The organism is Caulobacter sp. ErkDOM-E, from assembly GCF_048541895.1.
Lineage (GTDB): Bacteria > Pseudomonadota > Alphaproteobacteria > Caulobacterales > Caulobacteraceae > Caulobacter.
Genome location: NZ_CP183331.1, coordinates 1,542,915 through 1,565,628, shown reverse-complemented (window position 1 = coordinate 1,565,628; position 22,714 = coordinate 1,542,915). Strand labels below are relative to the sequence as shown.

The 22,714-nt window shown below is 66.8% G+C and carries 22 protein-coding genes; 17 read left to right on the top strand and 5 right to left on the bottom strand.

All coding sequences use genetic code 11. The features are described from left to right. From ACN2C7_RS07680 to ACN2C7_RS07660, 5 genes are all read left to right on the top strand, one after another. Window positions 1-741, top strand: a complete 741-nt coding sequence (locus tag ACN2C7_RS07680) for a 2OG-Fe(II) oxygenase (protein WP_419320888.1) — start codon at window positions 1-3, stop codon at window positions 739-741. Then, window positions 731-1,234: a DNA-deoxyinosine glycosylase gene (locus ACN2C7_RS07675; protein WP_419320887.1), complete on the top strand. Its 504-nt coding sequence runs from the start codon at window positions 731-733 to the stop codon at window positions 1,232-1,234. Before ACN2C7_RS07680 ends, ACN2C7_RS07675 begins: the two co-directional genes overlap by 11 nt. Window positions 1,235-1,419: 185 nt before the next feature. After that, complete coding sequence (locus ACN2C7_RS07670) at window positions 1,420-2,796, top strand: ethanolamine ammonia-lyase subunit EutB (protein WP_419320886.1); 1,377 nt, start codon at window positions 1,420-1,422, stop codon at window positions 2,794-2,796. Further along, on the top strand, window positions 2,793-3,581 hold the full coding sequence (gene eutC, locus ACN2C7_RS07665) for an ethanolamine ammonia-lyase subunit EutC (RefSeq protein ID WP_419320885.1): 789 nt from the start codon (window positions 2,793-2,795) through the stop codon (window positions 3,579-3,581). Before ACN2C7_RS07670 ends, eutC begins: the two co-directional genes overlap by 4 nt. 116 nt (window positions 3,582-3,697) lie before the next feature. Then, the gene (locus ACN2C7_RS07660) at window positions 3,698-5,182 is read left to right on the top strand and encodes an amino acid permease (RefSeq protein WP_419320884.1); all 1,485 of its coding nucleotides are present in this window, start codon (window positions 3,698-3,700) and stop codon (window positions 5,180-5,182) included. A 150-nt stretch (window positions 5,183-5,332) separates the two neighbouring features. Here ACN2C7_RS07660 and ACN2C7_RS07655 read toward each other — a convergent pair whose 3' ends face one another. Then, window positions 5,333-5,650: a DUF1476 domain-containing protein gene (locus ACN2C7_RS07655; protein ID WP_419320883.1), complete on the bottom strand. Its 318-nt coding sequence runs from the start codon at window positions 5,648-5,650 to the stop codon at window positions 5,333-5,335. 285 nt (window positions 5,651-5,935) lie between these two features. Here ACN2C7_RS07655 and purC point away from each other — a divergent pair, with 285 nt between their 5' ends. Both purC and purS read left to right on the top strand, forming a co-directional pair. Continuing rightward, window positions 5,936-6,694 carry a phosphoribosylaminoimidazolesuccinocarboxamide synthase gene (gene purC / locus ACN2C7_RS07650; RefSeq protein ID WP_419251917.1) on the top strand — a complete coding sequence of 253 codons (759 nt, stop codon included), beginning with the start codon at window positions 5,936-5,938 and terminating at the stop codon, window positions 6,692-6,694. A gap of 123 nt (window positions 6,695-6,817) precedes the next feature. After that, window positions 6,818-7,057 (top strand): phosphoribosylformylglycinamidine synthase subunit PurS, encoded by a 240-nt coding sequence (purS, locus tag ACN2C7_RS07645; RefSeq protein WP_419320882.1) that lies wholly within the window; start codon window positions 6,818-6,820, stop codon window positions 7,055-7,057. Here the strand turns inward: purS and ACN2C7_RS07640 are convergent. Next, a complete protein-coding gene (locus tag ACN2C7_RS07640; protein WP_419320881.1) occupies window positions 7,054-7,680 on the bottom strand; it encodes a TetR/AcrR family transcriptional regulator in 627 nt (208 codons plus the stop codon). The two genes, purS and ACN2C7_RS07640, sit on opposite strands and share 4 nt — an antisense overlap. Before the next feature lie 85 nt (window positions 7,681-7,765). On the opposite strand from ACN2C7_RS07640, the gene ACN2C7_RS07635 reads away from it, so the two are divergent. The 6 genes from ACN2C7_RS07635 (at window position 7,766) to ACN2C7_RS07610 (ending at window position 15,170) form a co-directional block, all read left to right on the top strand. Continuing rightward, window positions 7,766-9,040 (top strand): cytochrome P450, encoded by a 1,275-nt coding sequence (locus ACN2C7_RS07635; protein ID WP_419320880.1) that lies wholly within the window; start codon window positions 7,766-7,768, stop codon window positions 9,038-9,040. A 4-nt stretch (window positions 9,041-9,044) separates the two neighbouring features. Then, window positions 9,045-9,224, top strand: coding sequence for a rubredoxin (locus ACN2C7_RS07630; RefSeq protein ID WP_419321430.1), 180 nt, complete (start codon window positions 9,045-9,047; stop codon window positions 9,222-9,224). Window positions 9,225-9,589: 365 nt separating this feature from the next. After that, entirely contained in the window at window positions 9,590-10,288 is a 699-nt protein-coding gene (locus ACN2C7_RS07625; protein WP_419251928.1) for a TIGR02594 family protein, read from the top strand. 76 nt (window positions 10,289-10,364) lie between these two features. Further along, window positions 10,365-11,027 (top strand): phosphoribosylformylglycinamidine synthase subunit PurQ, encoded by a 663-nt coding sequence (purQ, locus tag ACN2C7_RS07620; protein ID WP_419320879.1) that lies wholly within the window; start codon window positions 10,365-10,367, stop codon window positions 11,025-11,027. Between the two features lie 163 nt (window positions 11,028-11,190). Beyond that, window positions 11,191-13,128 (top strand): CocE/NonD family hydrolase, encoded by a 1,938-nt coding sequence (locus tag ACN2C7_RS07615; RefSeq protein ID WP_419320878.1) that lies wholly within the window; start codon window positions 11,191-11,193, stop codon window positions 13,126-13,128. Between the two features lie 89 nt (window positions 13,129-13,217). Then, a complete protein-coding gene (locus tag ACN2C7_RS07610; RefSeq protein WP_419320876.1) occupies window positions 13,218-15,170 on the top strand; it encodes a CocE/NonD family hydrolase in 1,953 nt (650 codons plus the stop codon). A gap of 5 nt (window positions 15,171-15,175) precedes the next feature. Here the strand turns inward: ACN2C7_RS07610 and ACN2C7_RS07605 are convergent, their stop codons facing one another. Beyond that, window positions 15,176-15,790, bottom strand: coding sequence for a peptidylprolyl isomerase (locus tag ACN2C7_RS07605; RefSeq protein WP_419320875.1), 615 nt, complete (start codon window positions 15,788-15,790; stop codon window positions 15,176-15,178). Window positions 15,791-16,041: 251 nt separating this feature from the next. On the opposite strand from ACN2C7_RS07605, the gene ACN2C7_RS07600 reads away from it, so the two are divergent. From ACN2C7_RS07600 to ACN2C7_RS07585, 4 genes are all read left to right on the top strand, one after another. Further along, window positions 16,042-16,308, top strand: a complete 267-nt coding sequence (locus ACN2C7_RS07600) for a hypothetical protein (protein WP_419320874.1) — start codon at window positions 16,042-16,044, stop codon at window positions 16,306-16,308. Between the two features lie 71 nt (window positions 16,309-16,379). After that, a complete protein-coding gene (purL, locus tag ACN2C7_RS07595) occupies window positions 16,380-18,596 on the top strand; it encodes a phosphoribosylformylglycinamidine synthase subunit PurL (RefSeq protein WP_419320872.1) in 2,217 nt (738 codons plus the stop codon). Between the two features lie 10 nt (window positions 18,597-18,606). Continuing rightward, a complete protein-coding gene (locus tag ACN2C7_RS07590; protein WP_419320870.1) occupies window positions 18,607-18,960 on the top strand; it encodes a hypothetical protein in 354 nt (117 codons plus the stop codon). Between the two features lie 104 nt (window positions 18,961-19,064). Then, complete coding sequence (locus ACN2C7_RS07585; RefSeq protein WP_419320869.1) at window positions 19,065-19,868, top strand: DUF3313 family protein; 804 nt, start codon at window positions 19,065-19,067, stop codon at window positions 19,866-19,868. Window positions 19,869-19,910: 42 nt separating this feature from the next. Here ACN2C7_RS07585 and ACN2C7_RS07580 read toward each other — a convergent pair whose 3' ends face one another. After that, window positions 19,911-20,489: a fasciclin domain-containing protein gene (locus ACN2C7_RS07580; protein WP_419320867.1), complete on the bottom strand. Its 579-nt coding sequence runs from the start codon at window positions 20,487-20,489 to the stop codon at window positions 19,911-19,913. A 324-nt stretch (window positions 20,490-20,813) separates the two neighbouring features. Next, window positions 20,814-22,655: an ATP-binding protein gene (locus tag ACN2C7_RS07575; RefSeq protein WP_419320866.1), complete on the bottom strand. Its 1,842-nt coding sequence runs from the start codon at window positions 22,653-22,655 to the stop codon at window positions 20,814-20,816. Window positions 22,656-22,714: the final 59 nt, after the last annotated feature.

Sequence of the window (22,714 nt, the reverse complement as noted above, 5' to 3'; positions counted from 1 at the left end):
ATGACGGAAGCGCCGGTCCTTCGCCTCAATCCGGCGCTGGATCCGGCGGCCTTCGCGCAGGCCTATGCGCGCGACGGCCTGGTGCGTATTCCTGACGTGTTCGAGCCGGGAGTCGTCGACCGCCTGGCCGGCATTCTGGAACAGACCATCGACTGGGACGTGATCTGCTCCAACGAGACGGGCGGCGCCGAAATCCTCAGCCGCGCCCGCCGCGCAGAGCTTGGTCCCGACGCCGTGGCCGCTCGCTTCCATGCGGCGACGCTGCGGGCCCGCAGCGGGTTTGCCTATATCTATCTGGGCTATCCGATGATCAACGCCTTCGTTGAAGGCCGCGACCCCGGGCATCCGATTCACGCCCTGACGGCCTTCCTCAACAGCCCCGAATTCATCGCCTTGGGCGCCGCCGTCACCGGCGAGACGACCATCACCAAGGTCGACGCCCAGGCGACGCTCTATCGCCCCGCCGACTTCCTGACCCTGCATGACGACACCGGGGTCGGCGAGCGACTGGCGGCCTACACCCTGGGCCTGACCCGCCAGTGGCGGCCCGACTGGGGCGGCCAGCTGCTGTTTCACGATGACGCCGGCGACGTCGAGCGCGGCTTCGCGCCGGCCTTCAATGTGCTGACCCTGTTCAAGGTGCCGCGCCAACACTCGGTGGCGCCCGTCGCTCCCTATGCCGGCGCGCCGCGCCTGACCGTCACCGGCTGGCTGCGGAACGACCCGCCCAATGGCCGCTGAGCGCAAGAGAAGCTTCCCGCCAGTCGTCGACCAGAACACCCGCGTCCTGATCCTCGGCAGCCTGCCGGGCGAGGCCTCGCTGGCCGCTGGCCAGTACTACGCCAACCCGCGCAACGCCTTCTGGCGGTTGCTGGAGACGGTGCTGGATGCGCCGCTCGTGACCCTGGCTTACGAAGATCGCCTGGCGACACTCCAGTCACGCGGCGTGGGTTTGTGGGACGTCGTGGCCGAGGCCGAGCGGCGCGGCAGCCTGGACGCCGCGATCCTCAACTCCAGCGCCAACGACCTGCTGGCCCTGGTGGAAACTCTGCCGGCCCTGCAGGCGGTGGCCTTCAACGGCGGGACGTCGGCGAAGCTGGGCATGCGCCTGCTAGCGTCGATGAAGGGTCGGCCTGAGCTGATCGCCCTGCCCTCTTCCAGTCCGGCCCACGCAGCGCGCAGCTTCGCGCAGAAGGCGGAGGCCTGGAGCGTGCTGAAGGACTGGCTGGCCTAGTTTGGCGGTCTGCCATGAGCGGTCAACACCAAGGCTTAGCGGATGGTGAAGACAGTCATCGCGAGCGCCTGGCCAAGTGAGTCATTTCAAGCAGGTCTTGCCGTTGTGGCGGCACGGCGCGGTGCGCGGCAGACACGGGGCGGCTTTTGTTTGTCGGCGGCGCGTTTGCAGGTCAGGCTGCGACCATGACCTATGCGCGCGCCGTGGCCGGAACGACCTATGCCTTCGACGACCTGGCCGATGTGATGGCCAAGGCCTCGCCCCTGCGCTCGGGCGACATGCTGGCTGGCGTAGCGGCCACCAGCGCCCAGCAGAACGTCGCCGCCAGGATGGTGCTGGCCGACACGCCGCTGAAGACCTTCCTGACCGAGGCCCTGGTCCCCTACGAGACCGACGAGGTCACCCGTCTGATCCTCGACAGCCACGACGCGGCCGCCTTCGCGCCGGTCGCCAGCCTGACGGTCGGAGCCTTCCGCGACTGGCTGCTGTCGGACGCCGCCGCACCCGCCGTTCTGGCCGCGCTCGCGCCGGGTCTGACGCCAGAGATGGTCGCCGCGGTCAGCAAGATCATGCGCAACCAGGACCTGATCCTGGCGGCCAGCAAGTGCCGGGTGACAACGAAGTTTCGCAACACCATCGGCCTGCCCGGCACCATGGCCGTGCGGCTGCAGCCCAACCACCCGACCGACGATCCCGCCGGGATCACCGCCTCCATCCTCGACGGCCTGCTGTATGGCTGCGGCGACGCGGTGATCGGCATCAATCCGGCCAGCGACAATCTCTCGGTGCTGGGCGAGCTGTCGCGGCTGATGGACGACCTGATCCAGCGCTTCGAGATCCCGACCCAGTCCTGCGTGCTGACCCACGTGACCAGCGCCATCGCCCTGATCGAGCGCGGCGCGCCGGTGGACCTAGTGTTCCAGTCGATCGCCGGCACGGAGGCCGCCAATGCCAGCTTCGGCGTCACCCTGGCCCTGCTGCGCGAAGGCCTGGACGCCGGGCGCTCGCTGAAGCGGGGAACGGTCGGCGACAACGTCATGTATTTCGAGACTGGCCAGGGCTCGGCCCTGTCGGCCGGGGCGCATCACGGCGTCGACCAGCAGACGCTTGAGGCCAGGGCCTACGGCGTGGCGCGGGCGTTCGAGCCGCTGCTGGTCAACAGCGTGGTCGGGTTCATCGGTCCAGAATATCTCTATGACGGCAAGCAGATCATCCGGGCCGGTCTCGAGGACCACTTCTGCGGCAAGCTGCTGGGCGCGCCCCTGGGCGTGGACGTCTGCTACACCAACCACGCCGAGGCCGACCAGGACGACATGGACAGCCTGCTGACCCTGCTGGCCGCAGCGGGGGTCACCTTCATCATGGGCGTGCCGGGCGCCGACGACGTGATGCTGAACTACCAGTCGACCTCGTTCCACGACGCGCTCTATGTCCGCGAGCTGCTAGGCCGCAGGCGCGCGCCGGAGTTCGAGGCCTGGCTGCAGCGCCTGAAGATCACCGGGGCCGACGGCCGCCTGACGCCGCCCTCGGCCGGCCACCCGCTGCTGACGGCCAGCGCATGAGCCGGCTGATTCCGCCCGATCCATGGACTGCCCTGCGCCGCCACACCCCCGCCCGCATCGCCCTTGGCCGCACGGGCGCCAGCCTGCCCACCCATGAGGTGCTGGCCTTCGCCCTGGCCCATGCCCAGGCCCGCGACGCGGTGCATACGCCGTTCGATATCCAGGCAGTGACCGACGCTGTCGCCGGCCTTGGCCTTGCGGTCCTGCCTGTCGAAAGCGCCGCGCCGGACCGCGCCACCTATCTGCGTCGGCCGGACCTGGGTCGGCAATTGTCAGAGGCCAGCCGCGCCTTGCTGGAGCACGCGCCGCGCAAGCCGGCCGATCTGGCCATCGTCGTCGCCGACGGTCTGTCCAGCACCGCCGTCCACGCCCACGCCGCGCCGCTGATCGCCGCCCTTCTGCCCCTGATCCGCGCCGAGGGCTGGAGCCTGTCGCCGGTAATCGTCGCCCATCAGGCGCGCGTGGCCCTGGGCGACGCGGTCGGCGAGCGACTGGGCGCGCGTCTGGTCCTGCTGCTGGTCGGCGAGCGGCCTGGCCTGTCGTCGCCCGACAGTCTGGGCGCCTATCTGACCTTCGCGCCGCAGGTGGGTCTGACCGACGCCGGCCGCAACTGCGTCTCCAACATCCGCGCCGAAGGACTCAGCTACGACGAGGCCGCCTTCAAGCTGGTCTGGCTGGCGCGCGAGGCCCTGCGCCAGGGACAGACGGGCGTGGCCCTGAAGGACGAGAGCGATACCGCTACCCTGCCCGTCGCCCGCAATTTGACCGACCCGCGTTTTCTCTGACCAAATAGTGCGCGACCGGACGGTGGCGGCTGGGCGATCGCCGCCACGGGCTCGCCGCTGGCGCGACCGGCGCGCAGGCTCTGGTCACGGGGATAGTCCGAGACAGGGGAACCATGATGAGCGAACCATCAGCCGGCGGCGGCGTCAGCTACGAAAAGGTCGATGCGGCCTATTTCGACAAGCGCGGCCTCAAGCGCTATGCGGGCGTCTTCTCGCTGTGGGCGCTGGGCGTCGGGGCGGTGATCTCGGGCCAGTTCTCGGGCTGGAATCTCGGCATGGGCGTCGGCGGCTGGGGCGGCATGCTGGTGGCCACCCTGATCATCACCGTCATGTATCTGGGCCTGACCTTCTCGATCGCCGAAATGGCGGCAGCCCAGCCGCACACGGGCGGAGCCTATTCCTTCGCCCGCGCCGCGATGGGCCCCTGGGGCGGCTTCATCACCGGCCTGTGCGAGAACGTCGAATATGTGCTGACCGCCGCCGTGGTCTGCTTCTTCATCGGCAGCTATCTGGGCGGCATCTTCGAGACGCCGCCCTGGGCGCAGCCGCTCTACTGGGTGGGGGCCTATATCGTGTTTGTCGGCCTGAACGCCGGCGGCGTGGCGATGTCGTTCCGCTTCACGGTGTTCGTCACCCTGCTGGCCCTGGCCTGCCTGGTGGTGTTCTGGATCAGCGCCCTGCCCCATGCCGACTTCATGCGATACGCCCTCAATGTCGGCCCTGGCGGGACCGAGCTGCCCGAGGGCCACGGACCGTTCCTGCCGGCCGGGATCGGCGGGGCGCTGGCCCAGCTGCCCTTCGCGGTCTGGCTGTTCCTGGCCATCGAGCAGCTGCCCCTGGCGGCCGAGGAATCCCACACGCCGGCGCGGGATCTGCCCAAAGGCATCATCCTGGGCATGCTGACCCTGATCGTCTCGGCCCTGCTGGTGCTGTGGCTGAATTCATCGATTCCCGCCGGGACCTTCGCCCTGTCCAAGTCCGGCGAGCCGATCCTCGACGGCTTCCGCGCCATCTATGGCGGCGGAGCCCTGGCCAAGGTGCTGGCGGCGGTGGCGGTAGCAGGGCTGATCGCCAGCTTCCACGCCATCATCTTCGCCTATGGCCGCCAGATCTATTCGCTGTCGCGGGCCGGCTACTTCCCGCGCGCCCTGTCGGTGACCCACGGCGAGCGCAAGACGCCCGAGCTGGCCCTGATCGCCGGTTCGCTGGCCGGCCTGCTGGTCATGCTGGTGGTGTGGTTCAGCCTGGGCGCCGAAAAGGGCACCGCGGCGATCGGCGGCACGCTGCTGAACATGGCGGTGTTCGGGGCCATGCTGTCCTACGTCGCCCAGGGCGCGTCGTTCATCCTGCTGCGCCGGAAATTCCCGGACATGGAACGGCCCTACAAGAGCCGGTTCGGCGTCACCGGCGCGGCCCTGACGGTGATCATCTCGCTGGTCACCATCGTCTATCAGCTGAAGGATCCGATCTATCGGACCGGCGTCATCGGCGTGGCGATCTGGTTCGCGATCGGCATCGCCTATTTCGCCGCCGTCGGTCGCAAGAAGCTGGTGCTGTCCCCCGAGGAGGCCTTCGCCCTCAACGGCGGCAAGAACGCCTAGGGTCTCCGCGCGGTGTGAAACGGCTGTCGGATCGGAAAAGGCGCCGGGCTTCCACGCCCGGCGTCACCCCCTGCCGGCCGCGCGGAATGCAAAGAAAAGGGCCGCCCCGAAGGGCGACCCTTGTTCGTTCGGCCTAGACCGGCGCTGATTTCAGGCGCCGGTCTTGATCTGCTCGCGGGCCTGGGCCAGCAGCTCGTCCATCTTCATGCGCACTTCGCTCTCGGACACCGAGACACCCGAGCCCTTGAGATCGCCCGAAACCTTGCGCAGCACATCCTCGTCGCCGGGCTGTTCGAAGTCCGACTTCACGACGGCGCGTGCATATTCCTCGACCGTGGCGAGGCCCATCAGGCCGGCGGCCCATTCGCCCAGCAGGCGGTTGCGGCGCGCGGTCGCCTTGAACTCAAGGTCCTGGTCCAGAACGAACTTGCGTTCGAAACCCTGTTCGCGATCGTCGAAGGTGGTCATGAAGGCCCCAAATGCGTCTAACGCGGCTGTCTATCCCGTGATGGGCCAACTCGCAATCGGCGGATACGCCGCAGCCTTCGCTTTAGGCCCCCGGACCTGAACGGAAGCTGACCCCCGCGTTTGCGCGCCCGCCCTCATTCAGATAAGTTCCGACTGACATTTTCAGTGAGCGGCCTTGAGTCGAACGCCGCGCGCAGCTATCCGGCCGCGCGCGCTTTTCGTTTCTTCGGACACCCCCGGATCAGGGGGCGCGCTTCGCATCCATGAAGGGCCTCGACGAGAGCCATGACGACCCGCCGCAAGAAGATCTACGAAGGCAAGGCGAAGATCCTGTACGAGGGCCCCGAGCCCGGTACGCTGATCCAGTACTTCAAGGATGACGCCACGGCGTTCAACGGCGAGAAGAAGGCCCAGCTGGAAGGCAAGGGCGTGATCAACAACCGGATCAGCGAGTACGTCATGACTCGCCTGAACGGCATCGGCGTGCAGAACCACTTCATCCGCCGCCTGAACCTGCGCGAGCAGCTGATCAAGGAAGTCGAGATCATCCCGCTCGAGGTGGTGGTGCGCAACATCGCCGCCGGCTCGATCGCCACGCGCCTGGGCCTGCCCGAGGGCCAGGCCCTGCCGCGCTCGATCATTGAGTTCTACTACAAGGACGACAAGCTCAACGACCCGATGGTGTCGGAAGAGCACATCACCGCGTTCAACTGGGCGGCCACCCAGGAGATCGACGACATGATGGCCATGGCCCTGCGGGTGAACGACTATCTGTCGGGCCTGTTCAGCGGCGTCGGCATCACGCTGGTCGACTTCAAGATCGAGTTTGGCCGCATCTACGAGGGCGATTTCAGCCGCGTGATCCTGGCTGACGAAATCAGCCCCGACAGCTGCCGCCTGTGGGACAGCCAGACCAACGAGAAGCTGGACAAGGACCGCTTCCGTCGCGATCTGGGCAATGTCATCGAGAGCTATACCGAGGTGGCCCGCCGCCTGGGTATCATGAAGGAAATGCCGACCGTCATTCAGGGCGGCATGCATTAGGTTTCAGATCCTCCCCCGGAACGGGGAGGTGTCGCCAAAGGCGACGGAGGGGGAAGGCCCTGGGCTGTGGACGGTACGCCCTCCACCGCCAAGCGGTTCCCCCTCTCCCTTGAGGAGAAGAAGTTGAAAGCCAAGGTCCAAGTGTTCCTCAAGCCCGGCGTCCTCGACGTTCAGGGCAAGGCGGTCGAGAACGCCCTGCATGGTCTGGGCTGGACCGACGTTCAGAACGTCCGCGTCGGTCGCACCATCGAGTTCGACGTGGCCGACGGCGACGCCGAGAAGGCCAAGGCCGAGGTCAAGGCGATGTGCGACAAGCTGCTCGCCAATACCGTGATCGAAAGCTACGCGATCTCGCTCGACTAGGCGCTGAAGCTGACCCTCAGGGTCGCCAAGCTGGTTTCCCGGATCGGTTCCAGATCGAGGCCGGGATCCACCAGCATCTGGGTGCTGAGCCCCAGCAGCAGGGCGCCGACCATCAGGGCGGCCGCGTCGGCGTTCAGCCCCTCGCGGATCACGCCCTCGGCCTGCCCCCTCAGGAACATGGCCTCCAGACGGGTCTCGACTTCCTTGTGCACGGCGGCGAACGGTCCGCGCAGATCCGAGACCTCGGCCACCGCCCCGGCCATCAGCACGAAATAGGCGCGCATCTCGCCGTCCTCCGCCAGATTGCGCAGGTAGATGTCCACGAACCCCAGGATCGCTTCCAGGCCGTTGGCGCAGTCCAGCTGGTGGTCGGCCAGCAGATCCTGCAGCCGCACCTGAAGCCTGACGATCAGCGCCTCGATCAGTCCTTGCTTGGACCCGAACTTCTGGGTCGCCAGCCCGCGGCTGTAGCCCGCCCTCGCCCCGATGTTCTCGAAGGTGGCGGCCGCCATGCCGCGTTCCAGGATCAGCTCGGCCGCCGCGCGCAGCAGCTCGCTCTCCGACTGCTGGCGCCGATCGGACTGGCTGCGGCGAACAAGCGGAACCTTAAGGGCGGATGTCATCTTGCAGAGGTTACTTATTTGTTGGACAACTAGCAAATACAAAGGCGGCCACAGAGCCGCTCCCGGAGGTTCCAGGAGTTCGCGCATGACCATTCCCGTTGATATCGCAAACACCATCGTCGACCCAAAGGCCTATGCCGACGGCGACCGCATCGATCAGGCCTTCGCCCGGCTGCGCCGCGAGAGTCCCCTGGAGGTGGCCCAGCCCGACGGTTTCGACCCCTTCTGGGTGGTCACCCGCCATGCCGACATCCTGGAGGTCGAGCGCCAGAACGAGCTGTTCCACAACGGCGACCGCGCGACGATCGTCACCACCATCGAGGCCGACCAGAAGGTGCGCGCCATGATGGGCGGCTCGCCGCACCTGGTCCGTTCGCTGGTCCAGATGGATAATCCCGACCACTTCGCCTATCGCCGCGTGACCCAGGGCTCGCTGCTGCCCCAGAATCTGCGATCGCTGGAAGCGCGGATCCGCGAGATCGCGCGCAGCTTCATCGACCGCATGGCCGCCCAGGGCGATCGCTGCGACTTCGCCCGCGACGTGGCCTTCCTCTATCCGCTGCACGTGATCATGGAGGTCCTGGGCGTGCCCGAGGCCGACGAGCCGCGCATGCTGAAACTGACGCAGGAGCTGTTCGGCAGCGCCGACCCCGACCTGAACCGCGACGGCAAGGTCGCGACGAACGTCAATGAGGGCATCGACAGCCTGCAGTCGGTGATCATGGACTTCATGATGTATTTCAATGCCATGACCGAGGATCGCCGGGCCAGTCCGCGCGAGGACCTGGCCAGCATCATCGCCAATGGCAAGGTCAATGGCGAGCCGATGGGGCATCTGGAGGCGATGAGCTACTACATCATCGCCGCCACGGCGGGCCACGACACCACCTCCTCGACCACCGCCGGCGCCATGTGGGCCCTGGCCGAGAACCCCGACCAGTTCGCCCGCGTCAAGAATGATCCCAGCCTGATCCCGGGTCTGGTCGAGGAGTCGATCCGCTGGGTGACGCCGGTGAAGCATTTCATGCGCACCGCCACCGCCGACGCCGAACTGGCCGGCCGCAAGATCGCCAAGGGCGACTGGCTGATGCTGTCCTACCCGTCGGGCAACCGCGATGAGACAGTGTTCGAGGACCCGTTCAGCTTCCGCATCGACCGCACGCCCAACAAGCACGTGGCCTTCGGCTACGGCGCCCATGTGTGCCTGGGCCAGCACCTGGCGCGGATGGAGATGCGAGTGCTGTGGGAAGAGCTGCTGGCCCGCGTCGACAGCGTCGAGCTGGACGGTCAGCCCACCCGGATGACCGCCAATTTCGTCTGCGGCCCCAAGGCGGTGCCGATCCGCTTCAAGATGCGCTGAGGCTATCATGAGCGAGCCCTTCAAGGTCTGGCAGTGCCGAACCTGCGGCTACATCTATGACGAGGCCGAGGGCGATCCGGGCGAAGGCCTGGCGCCGGGGACCCGGTGGGCGGATCTGCCCGCCCACTGGATCTGCCCGCTGTGCGGCACGCCCAAGTCGGACTTCGACATGATCGAACTCTGACATCTTTGACCCCAAGCCCCTTCCCGGCCGCGCCAGGAAGGGCGAATGCGGCGCCTAATACCAAGCGCCGCTGAGCTCGACTCCTCGCGCTCTATATCCTCGTCACCCCGGGACTTGTTCCCGGGGCCCATTGTGCAACCGCAGGTGCGGCGCAGAATAGAACTCTCACGAGGAAGCTGACCCATGGGCCCCGGGAACAAGTCCCGGGGTGACGGCGTATTTACAGATTTGGACCCTCTGAGGTCAGGATCAACGGCCGTTGGTATGAAAGCGCCGCGCGCCGCCCGGGGCCCACGGCGTCAGGGACTCGACTCACACACGCTGAACGAGCACATTACATCGAACACTGTTCGCTGGGGGCTCGCATGACCATTCTGGACATTCAAAAGGCTCTGGCCGCCAAGGGATTTGACCCCGGCGCCCTGGACGGAGCCTGGGGTCGCCGCACGGCGGCGGCGGTGCGCGCCTTTCAGACCAGCAAGGGCCTGCTGGCCGACGGCGTCGTCGGGCCCAAGACCGCCAAGGCCCTGCTGCCCGACGCCAAGTCCGAAAAGGACAGCCTGGAGGACGTCACCCTCGTCTGGTTCCAGGAAGCCCGCCGCCTGATGGGCCTGCGCGAGACTGCGGGCCCGGGCTCGAACGCCACGCTCCTCGACTGGGCCGAGAAGCTGGGCATCGACTATGACTCCGACGACATTCCCTGGTGCGGGCTGTTCGTCGCCCATTGCATCGGCGCCACCCTGACCACCGAACCCCTGCCCAACAATCCGCTGGGCGCGCGCAACTGGATGAAGTTCGGCGGCCCCTGCACCCCGCGCCCCGGCGCGGTGATGGTGTTCTGGCGCGGCAGCCGGGAGGGGTGGCAGGGCCATGTGGCCCTGTATGTCGGCGAGGACTCCAAAGCCTATCACGTGCTCGGCGGCAATCAGGCCGACAGCGTCTGCATCACGCGCATCGCCAAGGATCGCCTTTTGGGCGCCCGCTGGCCCGCGACCGTGCCGCTGAGCAAGGCAGGCCCACGCAAGGTGTCGGCGACCGGCGTCCTGTCGAAAAACGAAGCCTGACCCGCGTCCGATCTTGCGGCGTTTCTGGCGAAGGATGCGCTGACAGGCGGCGCGAACGGTGCTACACGCCCGCGCCATGAAAGCCGCCGTCATCGTCTTCCCAGGGTCCAACTGCGACCGCGATTGCAAGGTCGCCATCGAGCGCTCCGCCGGAGCCCGCGTCGAGATGGTCTGGCACCAGGAAACCTCCCTGCCCGACGACCTCGACCTGGTCGTTCTGCCCGGCGGTTTCTCCTATGGCGACTATCTGCGCTGCGGCGCGATGGCGGCTCAAAGCCCGGTCATGAAGGCGGTCGTCAAGGCCGCTGATGACGGCATGGCCGTGGTCGGCATCTGCAACGGCTTCCAGGTGCTGTGCGAGGCGGGCCTGCTGCCCGGCGCCCTGCTGCGCAACGAGAAGCTGAAATATATCTGCAAGCCGGTCGAGCTGGAGATCGTCAACAGCCAGACCCGCTTCACCGCCGAGTTCGGCGAGCAGCGCGAGGCGGTAATGACCGTCGGCAATGGCGAGGGCAACTTCTTCGCCGATGAAGAGACGCTGGACCGGCTCGAGGGCGAGGGCCAGGTGGTCTTCCGCTACAAGGACAATCCCAACGGCTCGGCCCGCGATATCGCCGGCATCGTCAACGCCAAGGGCAACGTCCTGGGCCTGATGCCCCACCCCGACCGGTCATTCGACGCCGACCTGGGCTCGGAAGACGGCGCGATCCTGTTCCGCAGCGTGTTCGCCAGCGCCTAGGACTCACGTCCTCTCCCCTCGTCGATGTCATCCTGGCCGAAGAGCCGGGACCGACGCCTGAGCGCCGCGCTTCCTGCGGTCCCGGATCGGCGCGCTACGCGCTTGTCCGGGATGACAAGTCAGTCGATGGTCCCCCAGGGAAGAAATCCTGAGGGGGAAGATCGTGAAGACCATACTGACCTTGCTGGCGACCAGCATATTGGCCGCCGCCACACCCAGCTTCGCCCAGCAAACCCCCGGCCTGGCCAGCGAAACCCCCGCCGTCTTCAAGCCCAATCTCGACCGCCTGAACTATGAGCGGCGCGAGGTGATGATCCCCATGCGGGACGGCGTGAAGCTGCACACCGTCATCCTGGTTCCCAAGGGGACCAGCCATGCCGCGATCCTGCTGACCCGAACGCCCTATGACGCCTCGGCGATGACCGCGATCACCCCCGGCGTCAGCATGGCCAACGCCATCGACGGCTATGACCACCCGGTCGATGTCGTGATCGAGGGCGGCTATATCCGCGTCGTCCAGGACGTGCGCGGCAAGTACGGCTCCGAGGGCGACTATGTGATGAACCGGCCCCTGAAGGGCCCGCTCAACCCCACCGAGGTCGACCACGCCACCGACACCTGGGACACCATCGACTGGCTGATCAAGAACACCCCCGAGACCAACGGCAAGGTCGGGATTCTGGGTATTTCCTATGACGGCTTCACCACCCTGCAGGCCCTGTTCAACCCGCACCCCGCCCTGAAGGTGGCCGTGCCGATGAACCCGATGGTCGACGGCTGGAAGGGCGACGACTGGTTCCACAACGGCGCCTTCCGCCAGCAGAACATGCCCTACATGTACGAGCAGGTCGGCACGCGGAAGAACGAGGAGCGCTGGATCTCCGGCGTCCATGACGACTACGACCTCTATATGCGGGCCGGATCGGTCGGCGAGTTGGGCCGCCAGATGGGCCTGCAGCAGATCGGCTTCTGGGAGAAGCTTCTGGCCCATCCGGCCTATGACGCCTTCTGGAGCGGCCAGGCCGTCGACAAGCTTCTGGCCAGGGAGCCGCTGAAGGTGCCGGTGATGCTGGTCCACGGCCTTTGGGACCAGGAAGACATCTACGGCGCGCCGGCGGTCTACAAGGTCCTCGAGCCCAAGGACCTGGGCAACGACAAGGTGTTCCTGGTGATGGGCCCCTGGAACCATGGCCAGCAGATCCACGAAGCCTCAAGCCTGGGCGCCATCAAGTTCAACGCCGACACTGGCCTGCAATTTCGCCAGGACGTGCTGGCCCCCTTCCTGGCCCACTATCTGAAGGACGACGCCCCGCCCATGGACGTGGCGCCCGTCACCGCCTTCGAGACCGGAACCAACCGCTGGCGCAAGCTGGACGCCTGGCCCTCGGGCTGCGCCAAGGGCTGCGCGACGACCGCCACGCCGCTCTATCTGCAGGCCGGCGGCAAGGCGGGCTTCGCCGCGCCCAAGGCCGGCGAGGCCGCCAGCGACAGCTATGTCTCCGATCCCGCCAAGCCGGTGCCCTATCGGGCCCGTCCCAGCCAGCCGACCGGCTATGAGCCGCCCCTGACCTGGACCCAGTGGCTGGTCGACGACCAGCGCGAGGCCTCGGGCCGCACCGACGTGCTGACCTATACGACCGAGGTCCTGACCGCGCCGGTGAAGATCAGCGGCGAGCCGATGGTCAATCTGGTGGCCGCCACGACGGGCACAGACGGCGACTTCGTGGTCAAGCTGATCGACGTCTATCCTGATGAGGTCGCAGCCACCCCCGAGATGGGCGGCTATCAGTTGCCGGTGTCGATGGACATCCTGCGCGGCCGCTATCGCGAGGGCTTCGAGACGGCAAAGCCGATCAAGGCCAACGCGCCCCTGACCTATCGCTTCGCCCTGCCCACCACCAACCACGTGTTCCTGCCGGGCCACCGGATCATGGTGCAGGTCCAGTCCAGCTGGTTCCCGCTGTATGACCGCAACCCGCAGACCTTCACGCCCAACATCTTCCTGGCCAAGCCGTCCGACTATGTGAAGGCGACACAGACGGTGTTCCACGCGGCGGACAAGGCCAGCTTCGTTGAACTGCCGGTGGTGAAGGCCAAATAGGCGGGCAACCGCAGGGTCAAGCCAGATCTCGGGCGTAGCGCCCGGCGCTGAGCGCTCCTAGGGTGTCGCCACCCTAGGGAGTTCCGATCATGAGCCTTGCCTTGTCCCTGCGCGCCGGCCTGCTGGCCGCCGCCGCCCTGACGGTCTTCGCCGCCGCCACCGCCCACGCCCAGACTGCGGCCCAAGCTGCAGCGATGACGCCGGACATCGACGGCAAGTACGTCGCCGCCAAGGTCGGCTTCGACTACGACAAGCGCGTGGTGATGATCCCCATGCGGGACGGGACCAAGCTCTACACCGTCATCGTGATCCCCAAGGGCGGCAAAAGCCTGCCGATCATGATGACGCGCACGCCCTACAACGCCGCCAAGCGGGCCACGCGCAACGAAAGCCCGCGCATGATCTCGACCCTGCCTCAGGGCGACGAGCCGTTCGTGGCCGACGGCGGCTATATCCGCGTCTTCCAGGATGTGCGCGGCAAGTACGGCTCGGAAGGCGACTATGTGATGACGCGGCCGCTGAAGGGGCCGCTGAATTCCTCCGAGGTCGATCACTCGACCGACGCCTATGACACCATCGACTGGCTGGTGAAGAACGTGCCGGAGACCAACGGCAAGGTCGGCATGCTGGGCAGTTCCTATGAGGGCTTCACGGTGGTGATGGCCCTAGTCAATCCGCACCCGGCCCTCAAGGTCGCCGCCCCGATGAGCCCGATGATCGACGGCTGGATGGGCGACGACTGGTTCCACCACGGCGCGTTCCGTCAGCCCAATTTCGACTTCTTCGCCAGCCAGACCACCGCGCGCGGCGCGGCCGACGATGTGGTCCGTCCGGGCTATGACGACTATGAAAACTTCCGCCGCGCCGGTTCGGCCGGCGACTACGCCAAGCTGAACGGTCTGGAAGGCCTGCCCTGGTGGAAGAAGATGGTCGAGAACACGGCCTACACGCCCTTCTGGAGCGAGCAGGCCCTCGACAAGACCATGGCCAAGACCCCGCTGAACGTGCCGGTCATGTGGATCCAGGGCCTGTGGGACCAGGAAGACATGTGGGGCGGCGTCCACGCCTATGCCGCCACCGAGCCCAAGGATACGGCCAACGACAAGAGCTACCTGGTCCTGGGTCCCTGGCGGCACAGCCAGGTCAATTACGAGGGCTATAACCTCGGCCCGTTCAAGTGGGACGGCGACACCGCCCTGCAGTTCCGCCGCGACACCCTCAAGCCGTTCTTCGACCAGTACCTGAAGGACGGCGCGCCCAAGGCCGACACGCCACCGGTGCTGATCTACGACACCGGCGCCGATCACTGGGACAGGTTCAAGAGCTGGCCGCTGGCCTGTGAGAGCAACTGCCAGTCCAGGTCCAAACCGCTGTACCTGGCGCCGAACGGCGGCCTGTCCTTCACCGCCCCGGCGGTGGCCAAGGGCGCGGCGGCCTTTGACGAATATGTCTCCGATCCGGCCAAGCCGGTGCCCTACCTGCCCCGCCCCGTGCGCTTCGCGGACGGCGATCGGTGGAAATCATGGCTGGTTACCGATCAGCGCGCCTTCGCCGATCGCACGGATGTGCTGACCTACACGACCGAGCCGCTGGACAAGCCCGTGACCATCGCCGGCGTGCCCAAGGTCAATCTGACGGCCTCGACCAGCGGGACCGACAGCGACTGGGTGGTCAAGCTGATCGACGTCTATCCCGACGAGGTCCCCAGCCAGCCCGAACTGGGCGGCTACCAGCTGGCCGTGGGCATGGACATCTTCCGGGGCCGCTATCGCGAGAGCTTCAGCGAGCCCAAGGCGATCAAGGCGAACACGCCTTTGAAGTACCAGTTCATCCTGCCGACCGCGAACCACACCTTCAAACCCGGGCACCGGATCATGGTGCAGGTGCAGTCCAGCTGGTTCCCGCTCTATGACCGCAACCCGCAGACCTTCGTGCCCAACATCCTGTTGGCCGAGCCGGCTGACTATGTGAAGGCGACCCAGCGAGTGTTCCACGCCGGGGATACGGCCAGCTTCATCGAGCTGCCGGTGGTGGAGAAGTAGCGGCCTTAGTTGCGGCTTAGGGTCTGAATCCTGACAGGTTCGGTGATCATCTGCCCCTTCAGATAGGGATCGCCCGCGCTGCTGACGGCCGGCGCCTTGTGGATGGCCCGGACCACATCCATGCCCTCGACCACCCGCCCGAACGCCGCGAAACCCTGGCCATCGGGGTTGCGGGCGCCGCCGAAATCCAGGGCTGGATTGTCGCCGATGCAGATAAAGAACTCCGCCCCCGCCGTGCCCGGCGCGTCGCGCGCCATCGAGATCACCCCGTCGGTATGGCGCAGGCCTGTCTGGCGGGTGGTTTCATGAGCGATGGCCGGCAATGGGCTGTCATCGCGATTCAGCCCGCCCTGGATCACGCTGATGGTCGCCGGGTTGTTGTCGTTCCAGGGTCCGACCGTGCGATAGAGACTGCCGCCGTCCAGGAGGTGCTGGTCGGCATAGGCGAGGAAGTTGGCGACGGTGATCGGGGCCCTGTCGGGATAGAGCTCAAGCACGATGTCACCGCGTCCGGTCGCCAGCCTCACCTGAACCGGACCCGCTGCCGCTGCCCCGAGCGGCGTGGCCAGCAGAGAGACCAGGAGGCTGCGGCGGTCAATTTCTGCTGTCGGTCCGAGCATGGCGGGTGAACCTCTGTCGGCGGGGCGGGCTTTCCCAGCATAACCATGTTCGCCCGCTTCGCGCCGGGGTTTCAAGCCAGACAGTCGCCTATCTGGATTTACGCAGCCGACCCAGCTCGCTCTGAGAGGGAGAGCGCTGGAAACTGGCGCGCCTCGCGTCACTTATTGGCCCCGAACAAGAAGCGACGATTTCAGGGCCGCGCCCTCGCGCGAACACCGAAATCCGTCGACGGCCTCGATGGGAAGAACCGATGAGCACTCCTGAACCCGTGAGCGGCGTCCCCGTCTGGGCCCGCAAGCGTCGCAAGCCCGGCAATCCGCTGGTTGGCCTGGTGGTGGTTCCGCTGTTTCTGCTGGGCGCGCTGACGGCCGGCCTGGCGATCCACGCCAAGTCGTTCACCGGGGCTGGAGCCCGGATGGACAGCTGGATCGCCATTGTCAGCGTTCAGGTCAAGGACGCCATGGGCGAGCCCACCGGCAAGCCGGCAAAGGCCACGGCGGACAAAGCCGCTCACTGATCGCCCGGGAAAGCCTTTCCAACGCTCTGTCCAGTGGCGGAATCTGCGAGGTCGCGCTAGAAGGCGCCCTCATGAGCACCCCCTCCTCCGCCCCCACCAAGTCGATGGCCGAAACGGCCCGTGAGTTCGGCCTCAACGCCGAGGAATACGCCGTCGTTCTCGACCGCCTGGGCCGCGAGCCCAATCTGGTCGAGCTGGGCGTGTTCTCGGTGATGTGGAGCGAGCACTGCTCGTACAAATCCTCGAAGAACCAGCTGAAGAAGTTCCCGATCACCGGCCCGCGCGTGATCTGCGGACCGGGCGAAAACGCCGGCGTGATCGATATCGGCGACGGCGACGCGATCATCTTCAAGATGGAGAGCCACAACCACCCCTCGTACATCGAGCCCTATCAGGGCGCGGCGACGGGCGTGGGCGGCATCATGCGCGACGTCTTCACGATGGGCGCTCGGCCGATCGCCCTGCTCAACGCCCTGCGCTTTGGCGATCCTTCGCACCCCAAGACCAAGCGTCTGGTCGACGGCGTGGTCGCCGGCATCGCGGGCTATGGCAACTGCGTGGGCGTGCCCACCGTGGCCGGCGAGACCAATTTCCACAGCGGCTACAACGGCAATATCCTGGTCAACGCCATGTGCGTGGGCCTGGCCGACGCCGACAAGATCTTCTACTCGGCCGCGCCGGGCGCAGGCCTGGCCGTGGTCTATTTCGGCTCCAAGACCGGCCGCGACGGCATCCACGGCGCGACCATGTCGTCGGCCGAGTTCTCCGAGGACAGCGAAGAGAAGCGCCCCACCGTCCAGGTCGGCGACCCCTTCGCCGAAAAGCTGCTGATCGAGGCGACGCTTGAGCTGATGGCCACGGGCGCGGTGGCGGCGATCCAGGACATGGGCGCGGCGGGTCTCACGTCGTCGTCGGTCGAGATGGCCGGCAAGGGCGGGGTCGGCATCGAGCTGAACATGGACATGGTCCCCCAGCGCGAAACCGGCATGAGCGCCTACGAGATGATGCTGTCGGAAAGCCAGGAGCGCATGCTGGCGGTCCTCAAGCCGGGCCGCGAGCACGAAGGCCACGCCATCTTCGAAAAGTGGGGCCTGGACGCCGCCGTCATCGGCTACACCACCGACACCGGCCGTCTGGTGCTGAAGCACCACGGCGAACTGGTCTGCGACGTGCCGCTGGCCCCGCTGTTCGACGATGCGCCGCTGTATGACCGCCCCTGGGTCCAGCCCACCCTGCATCCGCGCCTCGACCCGGCCGCCATCCCCGCCCCGACCGACTGGAACCAGGCTGTGCTCAAGGTCGTCGGCTGCCCCGACATGGCCTCCAAGCGCTGGCTGTGGGAACAGTACGACCGCCACGTGATGGCCGACACCCTGGAAGACAGCGCCACCGGCTGCGACGCCGGCATCGTGCGCATCCACGGCAAGGGCAAGGCCATCGCCGTGACCAGCGACGTCACCCCGCGCTATGTCCAGAACGACCCCTATGAGGGCGGCAAGCAGGCCGTGGCCGAGGCCTGGCGCAACCTGACGGCCGCCGGCTCGCTGCCGATCGCCATCACCGACAACCTCAATTTCGGCAGCCCCGAAAAGCCCGAGACCATGGGCCAGATCGTCCGCGCCACCGACGGCATGGCCGAGGCCTGCCGGGCGCTCGACTTCCCGGTCGTGAGCGGCAATGTCAGCCTCTATAACGAGACCAACGGCGTCGCCATTCCGCCGACCCCCACCGTCGGCGCCGTGGGCCTGCTGGAAGACTATGACCTGCGCATGGGCTTCGGAAACGTGGCCGAGGGCGACACCCTGGTGCTGATCGGCAAGACCCAGGGCGAACTGGGCGCGTCCATCTATCTGCGCGAGATCCTGGGCCGCGAAGACGGCGCCCCGCCGCCGGTCGACCTGGCCGCCGAGCGCAAGCACGGCGACTTCGTGCGCGGCCTGATCCCCACCGGCCTGGTCGCCGGCCTGCACGACCTGTCGGACGGCGGACTGCTGATCGCGGCGGCTGATGTGGCCCTGGCCAGCAAGGTCGGGATCACCCTGAACGCCTCCAGCAGCCTGCAAGCGCACCCCTATCTGTTCGGTGAAGACCAGGCTCGCTACCTGATCGCCACGCCGGACCCGGACGCGGTGCTGGCAGCGGCCAAGGAAGCCGGCGTCAGCGCCAGCCTGGCCGGCGTGGCCGGCGGCGACGCCTTCGCCTCCACGGGCCTGTTCTCCATCCCTCTCGAAACCCTGCGCGCGGCTCACGAGGCCTGGATGCCGGGCTTCATGGGCGCGGCGGCCTGAGGACATCAGAATGAAAATCGCGATCCTGGCGACGGCCGCCCTGGCCATGTCGCTGCTGACCGCCTGCGCCCCGACCGCGCCGGCGCCGTCGCCGACGGCCGAGGTCTCCGAAGCGGCCTGCCTCGCGCGCGGCGGGGTGATCCAGAGGGGCGGCAAGCTGCAGCTGCCCACCTGCGTCACGCCCTATGCCGACGCCGGCAAGACCTGCACCGACAAGACCCAGTGCGAAGGCGCCTGCATCCTTGAGGGCAATCTGGAGCCGCAGGCGTCGGTCACCGGCCAGTGCCAGAAGACCAGCGTCCAGTTTGGCTGCTACGCCAGGGTCGTGGACGGCAAGACCACCGGCGCCATCTGCGTCGACTGATCCCGCAGGGATGGGGCCGACCCGGAAGCTCCGGGCCGGTCCTGCGCGATGACAGGGCGGTCGAACCGCCTCGCTAAGGCCACGTTTGAGCGGGACACAACATCATGCACCCCAGATTGACCCGCGCCCTGGCCATTACAGGCCTCACCCTGACACTGGGGGCCTGCGCGACAGCCGCTCCCGACCGCTCGGGCTTCCTGAGCGGCTATGAGGGCCTTCAGGCTCGGGAAAAGGGCGGCCGGGCAAAAATCCGCCAGTTCCGCGATCCGGCCGCGCTGGACGCTGTGCGCCGCGTGGCCCTGACGCCGGCCGTCCTGTCCGAGGGCGCCGACAGCCGCTCGCCCCTGACGCCGGAGGAGCGCCACGTCGTTCTGCGCGAAGTCGATGCGCAACTGTGTTTCGAGCTGTCCGAGCGGTTCGAGATCGTCGCTGCGGAACAGGCGGACGCCGATGTGCGCGCGGCCGTCACCTGGTTCGAGCCCACCGGGCGGATCGCCTCGGCCGCCTCGGCGGCGTCGGGCTTCTTCATTCCGGGCCCCATCGGCCTGCGGGCGCCGGGCACGCTGGGCGGACTGGGCGTTGAGGCGGAAATGCGTGCGACCAGCGACCAGCGTCAGATCGCCGCCATCGCCTGGGCGCGGCGCGCCATGGCGGTCGGCACCGACGACCCATCCTTGTCACGCATGGGCGACGCCCTGCAGTTCGCCGAACCCTTTGCCGATGTGGCGGCGGAGGTCATGACCCCCAAGGGGCTGAAGTCGCGCAAGATCGACCGCCAGACAGACCCCTGCAAGGCCTATGGCGATCGCTTTCAGCCGGGCGGCATGATCGCCGGGAGCATCACCAACCTGTATATTCCAGACTCCCGGGGCGAGGCCCCCGCCAAGGCCCCGCCGCCCAAGGAGTAGCGGCCCCGGACCGCATTCAGGCGCGGCCCGGGAACCGGCGGGTCAGGGCATCAGCACGGTGTCGATGACGTGGATCACGCCATTGGACTGCAGAGCATCGGCGATGGTGATGTTCGAGACGCCGCCCTTGGCGTCGGTGATCGTCCAGCCGTGATGACCCTTGGCCACGGTGATCGGCTGACCCTGTACGGTGGTCAGGACGGCCTTGCCGCCGCCGGCCTTGGCCTTGGCTTCAATGTCAGCCGCCGTCAGACGGCCCGCCACGACGTGATAGGTCAGGATGGTGGTCAGGGTGCCCTTGTTCTCGGGCTTGACCAGGGTTTCGACCGTACCGGCCGGCAGCTTGGCGAAAGCGGCGTTGGTCGGGGCGAACACCGTGAACGGACCCGGGCTGGACAGGGTCTCGACCAGACCGGCGGCCTTGACGGCGGCGACCAGGGTCGTGTGGTCCTTTGAGTTGACCGCGTTCTCGATAATATTCTTGGTCGGATACATGGCGGCGCCGCCGACCATTACAGTCTTTCCATGCCCTGCGGCATGATGTTCCATTTTCGCGAAGGCGGAACCGCCGCACGAGATCGCAAGCACGCCAGCGATGGCGAGCATCATGGTCTTCTTCATGGGGTCTTCTCCGGGGAGTTACTGGTCCGTTGCTGGGACAAACACAGCTACGAACGCGTCGCGCAGTCGGATGCGCGCCGGATTAAAATTACCGCCTGACCTGTCGCGAAGGCCTTTTACCAAGCGCCGCTGAGCTCGACTCCTCGCGCTCTATATCCTCGTCACCCCGGGACTTGTTCCCGGGGCCCATTGTGCAACCGCAGGCGCGGCGCAGAATAGAACTCTCACGAGGAAGCTGACCCATCGGCCCCGGGAACAAGTCCCGGGGTGACGGCGTATTTTCAGATTTGGACCCTCTGAGGTCAGGATCAACGGCCGTTAGTCTTAGCCTGCCGCTACCTCAGCGTGCTCGCGCCCAGACCAGCGAGCGATGGCTTCAAGCAGCCTGGACGGATTGATCGGCTTGCCCAGATGATCGTCCATCCCGGCGGCGATGCAATTGGCCACCTGCTCGGGCAGGACATTGGCGGTCATGGCGATGATCGGGGTGCGCGAGCCGGGAGCGTCGGTCATGGCCCGGATGCGCCGGGTGGCGGTCAGGCCGTCCATACCCGGCATCTGGATATCCATCAGCACCAGGTCGTAGCTTCCCTGGCGCAGCGCCTCGACGCCCGCGACGCCGTCATTGGCCGTGTCCACCTTGATGCCGAAAGGCTCGAGCATGATGCGGATCAGCTCGCGATTGACGGCGTTGTCCTCGACCAGCAGAAGGCGGGCGGCCTGCAGCGGATCAGGGGTCACTGGATCTTCCATCGGGACTTCCGGCGCCAGATCACACAGGGGCGCACGGATCTCGAACCAGAAGCACGAGCCTTCGCCCTCGCGGCTGTCGACACCGATCTCGCCGTCCATCTGCTCGATGATCCGGCGTGAAATGGCCAACCCAAGGCCCGTGCCGCCAAACCGGCGCGACACCGCCGCATCGGCCTGGGAAAACCGGTCAAAGACGTTATCCAGCTGCTGGCTGGCGATCCCGATTCCGGTGTCGCGCACCTCGACCCGCAGCACGCCCTCGCCGTCGGCCAGAACCTGGTTCACGACCACCGTGACCTGGCCGGTATTGGTGAATTTCACCGCGTTGGACAGGAGATTGAGCAACACCTGGGTCAGACGGGGCGCATCGGCCTGCATGGCCGACAGATGATCGGGGGCCGAAACCGCGAGGACCAGCCCCTTGGCCTCGGCCTGGCCCTTGATCAGGGCGGCGCACGAGGCGACCATGACCAGCGGATCGAAGGGTTGTGGATCCAGCTCGACGCCGCCGGCCTCCAGCCTCGAGAAGTCGAGCACGTCATTGACGACGTTGAGAAGGGTGTTGCTGGCGTCCTGGATCAGCCCCACATGCCGCGCATCTCGCTCCGACAGGGTGCTGGACCCGCGCAAGACCCCGGCAAAGCCGATAATGGCATTGAGCGGCGTACGCAGCTCATGGGTCATGTTGGCCAGGAAGTCGGACTTGGCCGCAGCCGCCGTCTGGGCCAACTCCAGGGCGTGGGTGAGTTCCAGTTCCAGCGTCTTGCGCTCGGTGACATCGCGCGTCGTCACCAGCAGTTCGCGCTCGGCGCCGGCCACCCGCTTGTAGGTGCTCTCAAACCAGATCGGCGTGCCGTCCTTGCGGGCGCTCTCGTACTCGTAAACCTTGGATTCGCCGCCGGGAACCAGGGTTCGCACCAGGGCCTGAACCGCCTCATAGTCCTCAGGACTGGTCATCGCCTCCGGCGGCAGGGTCCGCCATTCCTCGACGGTAAAGCCGGTCAGTCGCTCAATGGACGGCGACATGTAGAGACGCTCGCCGGACCGGGACCACAGATTGATGTTGTCCGTCAGATTCTCGGACAGGAGCCGGTAAAGCCGGTCGCTTTCCCGCAACCGCTCCAGGGCGTCCTCGGCCTCGGCCCGCCGATGCTCGGCCTCATCGATCGCCAGTTGCTTGGCCGCCAGGCTGCTGGACAGGTCCATCTCCAGCCGCCGCAGACCCTCGCGCTGTCGACCGATGGAAAGGGCCAGCGGAGCGGCGATCATCGTGGAGATCAGGAACGTGGCAAGCGGCGAATAGGCGGCCGGGTTATGCAGGACCAGGATATTGACCACATAGTCCAGCGCCATGGCGACGCCCACGACGAGGGCGACCGTCCAGAGAGTTCTGACTATCGTACCGCGCAGCAAGGACCGGTCGATCTCGGCGAATCCTTTTAGAATTCCAGCAGGCTTGGCAGAACTTAAGT

Bases quoted from the DNA above. Each gene is read 5' to 3' on its own strand.
- ACN2C7_RS07680 (WP_419320888.1), top strand. From the start codon at position 1: ATGACGGAAGCGCCGGTCCTTCGCCTCAATCCGGCGCTGGATCCGGCG.
- ACN2C7_RS07675 (WP_419320887.1), top strand. From the start codon at position 731: ATGGCCGCTGAGCGCAAGAGAAGCTTCCCGCCAGTCGTCGACCAGAAC.
- ACN2C7_RS07670 (WP_419320886.1), top strand. From the start codon at position 1,420: ATGACCTATGCGCGCGCCGTGGCCGGAACGACCTATGCCTTCGACGAC.
- eutC (WP_419320885.1), top strand. From the start codon at position 2,793: ATGAGCCGGCTGATTCCGCCCGATCCATGGACTGCCCTGCGCCGCCAC.
- ACN2C7_RS07660 (WP_419320884.1), top strand. From the start codon at position 3,698: ATGAGCGAACCATCAGCCGGCGGCGGCGTCAGCTACGAAAAGGTCGAT.
- ACN2C7_RS07655 (WP_419320883.1), bottom strand. From the start codon at position 5,650: ATGACCACCTTCGACGATCGCGAACAGGGTTTCGAACGCAAGTTCGTT.
- purC (WP_419251917.1), top strand. From the start codon at position 5,936: ATGACGACCCGCCGCAAGAAGATCTACGAAGGCAAGGCGAAGATCCTG.
- ACN2C7_RS07640 (WP_419320881.1), bottom strand. From the start codon at position 7,680: ATGACATCCGCCCTTAAGGTTCCGCTTGTTCGCCGCAGCCAGTCCGAT.
- ACN2C7_RS07635 (WP_419320880.1), top strand. From the start codon at position 7,766: ATGACCATTCCCGTTGATATCGCAAACACCATCGTCGACCCAAAGGCC.
- ACN2C7_RS07625 (WP_419251928.1), top strand. From the start codon at position 9,590: ATGACCATTCTGGACATTCAAAAGGCTCTGGCCGCCAAGGGATTTGAC.
- purQ (WP_419320879.1), top strand. From the start codon at position 10,365: ATGAAAGCCGCCGTCATCGTCTTCCCAGGGTCCAACTGCGACCGCGAT.
- ACN2C7_RS07610 (WP_419320876.1), top strand. From the start codon at position 13,218: ATGAGCCTTGCCTTGTCCCTGCGCGCCGGCCTGCTGGCCGCCGCCGCC.
- ACN2C7_RS07605 (WP_419320875.1), bottom strand. From the start codon at position 15,790: ATGCTCGGACCGACAGCAGAAATTGACCGCCGCAGCCTCCTGGTCTCT.
- ACN2C7_RS07600 (WP_419320874.1), top strand. From the start codon at position 16,042: ATGAGCACTCCTGAACCCGTGAGCGGCGTCCCCGTCTGGGCCCGCAAG.
- purL (WP_419320872.1), top strand. From the start codon at position 16,380: ATGAGCACCCCCTCCTCCGCCCCCACCAAGTCGATGGCCGAAACGGCC.
- ACN2C7_RS07590 (WP_419320870.1), top strand. From the start codon at position 18,607: ATGAAAATCGCGATCCTGGCGACGGCCGCCCTGGCCATGTCGCTGCTG.
- ACN2C7_RS07585 (WP_419320869.1), top strand. From the start codon at position 19,065: ATGCACCCCAGATTGACCCGCGCCCTGGCCATTACAGGCCTCACCCTG.
- ACN2C7_RS07580 (WP_419320867.1), bottom strand. From the start codon at position 20,489: ATGAAGAAGACCATGATGCTCGCCATCGCTGGCGTGCTTGCGATCTCG.